This is a genomic window from Roseospirillum parvum, assembly GCF_900100455.1.
Classification (GTDB): domain Bacteria; phylum Pseudomonadota; class Alphaproteobacteria; order Rhodospirillales; family Rhodospirillaceae; genus Roseospirillum; species Roseospirillum parvum.
This window is the reverse complement of sequence record NZ_FNCV01000025.1, coordinates 2,501-6,044: the sequence shown is the minus strand read 5'-3', so window position 1 is coordinate 6,044 and position 3,544 is coordinate 2,501. Positions and strand designations below refer to the sequence as shown.

1 tRNA gene and 2 rRNA genes are annotated in these 3,544 nt (G+C 57.3%); all 3 read right to left on the bottom strand.

Annotated features, from left to right (window positions below):
* A tRNA-Met gene (locus BLR95_RS15165) sits at positions 1-77 on the bottom strand.
* Between the two features lie 76 nt (positions 78-153).
* Positions 154-268 (bottom strand): 5S ribosomal RNA (rrf, locus tag BLR95_RS15160).
* A 144-nt stretch (positions 269-412) separates the two neighbouring features.
* Positions 413-3,156 (bottom strand): 23S ribosomal RNA (locus BLR95_RS15155).
* Positions 3,157-3,544: the final 388 nt, after the last annotated feature.

The window sequence follows — 3,544 nt, the reverse complement described above, 5'->3', positions numbered from 1 at the left end:
TGGTTGCGGGGAGAGGATTTGAACCTCTGACCTTCAGGTTATGAGCCTGACGAGCTACCGGGCTGCTCCACCCCGCGTTATGGGTGGTATGGAGGGTGTGATGTGACGTGGTGAGGGGCTGGGGGACTTGCGGACAAGTTCGGCGCTTGGAAGACCTGGCGGTGACCTACTCTCCCGCGTCTTAAGACGAAGTACCATCGGCGCTGTGGAGTTTCACGTTCGAGTTCGGGATGGGATCGTGTGTTTCCTCCACGCCATAACCACCAGGTCATCGAAGCGTCGGCCATGTCGGCAAGTTGGTCATGGTGACGAGAGGGTTCGTCAATTTTGACCGGTCTGTGTTCGTGTGTAGCGCTTTGTTTGTGTGCTTCCCTTGGCGCGTTTTGATGGGATGTTTTCCATCGTGCGCGGGATCGTCAAGCCGATCGAGCGATTAGTACCGGTTAGCTGCATGCATTGCTGCACTTATACACCCGGCCTATCAACGTGGTGGTCTTCCACGGCTCTGATGGGGATACCTGGTTTTGAGGGGGGTTTCCCGCTTAGATGCTTTCAGCGGTTATCCCGTCCGGACATAGCTACCCTGCGATGCCGCTGGCGCGACAACAGGTACACCAGAGGTTCGTCCATCCCGGTCCTCTCGTACTAGGGACAGATCCTCTCAAGTATCCTACACCCATGGCAGATAGGGACCGAACTGTCTCACGACGTTCTAAACCCAACTCACGTACCACTTTAAATGGCGAACAGCCATACCCTTGGGACCTGCTCCAGCCCCAGGATGTGATGAGTCGACATCGAGGTGCCAAACACTGCCGTCGATATGGACTCTTGGGCAGTATCAGCCTGTTATCCCCGGAGTACCTTTTATCCGTTGAGCGATGGCCCTTCCACACGGGACCACCGGATCACTAGGACCGACTTTCGTCTCTGCTCCACCCGTCGGTGTCGCAGTCAGGCGAGCTTATGCCCTTGCACTCAACAGGCGATTTCCGACCGCCTTGAGCTCACCTTCGCGCGCCTCCGTTACTCTTTGGGAGGCGACCGCCCCAGTCAAACTACCCGCCACGCAGGGTCCCGGACCCGGTTTCACGGGCCGCGGTTAGATATCAGGAATCAAAAGGGTGGTATTTCAAGGACGGCTCCACCAGAGCTGGCGCCCTGGGTTCAAAGCCTCCCACCTATCCTACACATTCAATCCCTAATACCACTGCGAAGCTGTAGTAAAGGTTCACGGGGTCTTTCCGTCTAGCCACGGGAACTCCGCATCTTCACGGAGAATTCAATTTCGCTGAGTCGGTGTTGGAGACAGCGGGGAAGTCGTTACGCCATTCGTGCAGGTCGGAACTTACCCGACAAGGAATTTCGCTACCTTAGGACCGTTATAGTTACGGCCGCCGTTTACCGGGGCTTCGATTCAGAGCTTGCACCCCTCCTCTTAACCTTCCGGCACCGGGCAGGCGTCAGACCCTATACGTCGTCTTGCGACTTCGCAGAGTCCTGTGTTTTTAGTAAACAGTCGCCACCCCCTGGTCTGTGCCCCCCCGCACTGGTTGCCCAATGCGAGGGCCCCCTTCTCCCGAAGTTACGGGGGCATTTTGCCTAGTTCCTTCAACACCGTTCTCTCAAGCGCCTTGGTATACTCTACCAGTCCACCTGTGTCGGTTTCGGGTACGGTCTTAATGGCGGGGTTATTTCCTGGCCCCCCTTCGCGGCCCGACCAATCCGATAAGGTCGGACAACTTACGGGGGACGTCACCACCGCCAGGCCCAGGAATATTAACCTGGTTCCCATCGACTACGCCTTTCGGCCTCGCCTTAGGGGCCGGCTCACCCTGCGCGGATTAGCCTTGCGCAGGAACCCTTGGACTTTCGGCGAGAGGGTTTCTCACCCTCTTTGTCGCTACTCATGTCAGCATTCTCACTTCCGATACCTCCAGCGCCCCTTGCGAGACACCTTCATCGGCCTACGGAACGCTCCGCTACCACTTGTCGTAAGACAAGTCCGCGGCTTCGGTGCATGGCTTTAGCCCCGGTACATCTTCGGCGCAGGGCGGCTATTAGACCAGTGAGCTGTTACGCTTTCTTTAAAGGATGGCTGCTTCTAAGCCAACCTCCTGGTTGTTTTGGCCACCCCACATCCTTTCCCACTTAGCCATGACTTGGGGACCTTAGCCGGCGGTCTGGGCTGTTTCCCTTTCGTCCTAGGACCTTAGCACCCTAAGACTGTCTGCCGTGCTGTACTCTGCGGTATTCGGAGTTTGGTTCGAGTTGGTAAGGCTCGCGCCCCCCGTCCCGATCCAGTGCTCTACCCCCGCAGGTAATCACACGACGCGCTACCTAAATAGCTTTCGCGGAGAACCAGCTATTTCCGAGTTTGATTGGCCTTTCACCCCTAGCCACAGTTCATCCCCCGGCTTTTCAACGACGGTGGGTTCGGCCCTCCAGTGGACGTTACTCCACCTTCAGCCTGACCATGGCTAGATCACTCGGTTTCGGGTCTACAGCCACGAACTAGATCGCCCTATTCAGACTCGCTTTCGCTGCGCCTACGCCTATCGGCTTAAGCTTGCTCGTAACTGTAAGTCGCTGACCCATTATACAAAAGGTACGCCGTCACCCCTCAAGGAGGCTCCGACTGTTTGTAGGCACCCGGTTTCAGGTTCTCTTTCACTCCCCTCATCGGGGTACTTTTCACCTTTCCCTCACGGTACTTGTGCACTATCGGTCATCGAGGAGTACTTAGCCTTGGAGGGTGGTCCCCCCAATTTCAGACAGGGTTTCACGTGCCCCGCCCTACTCAAGATCCTAAGCGCCGTTCACCCCTACGGGACTGTCACCCCCTATGGTCCGACTTTCCAGACGGTTCGGGTTATGACGCTTAAGACACTGGGCTGATCCCCGTTCGCTCGCCGCTACTAAGGGAGTCTCGGTTGATTTCCTTTCCTCCGGCTACTTAGATGTTTCAGTTCGCCGGGTTCGCCTCCCACACCTATGGATTCAGTGTGGGATACCGCCAATGCGGTGGGTTTCCCCATTCGGATATCTCCGGATCAAAGGGTGCTCTCGCCTCCCCGGAGCTTTTCGCAGAGTGCCACGTCCTTCATCGCCTCTCGATGCCAAGGCATCCACCAGGTGCCCTTATCACGCTTGAGATCCCACGCACGAAGGAAAACACCCCATCCCGAAGGACGGTCGTGTCTTCCCGCGCCGCGGGAAGCAACTTCAAAACTCAGCGTTACTCGGAACACATTGGCCAGGACACTCAACGCCCCCTTCCTCTTTCAAGGAATGGAGCCTTGCTTGCCTGGCCGTATTTGCCAGCCTCTTCACCATGTCAAAAAGCCCCCGCGTCGCGGAACCACTCTCGGCGCTGCCTTGCTTCAAGGCATGCCCGGTCCGGACCGGAATCTCTTGTTCCAGAAGTCGCGCCCCCGAGAACCCGGGGGAGACTGTCCACTCTTCATTCAAAACGACAGCGACATCAACGCCAGCCAGAGCCGGACGGGATCGAACCACCAGGGGTGGCTGCGGCCCGCTCATC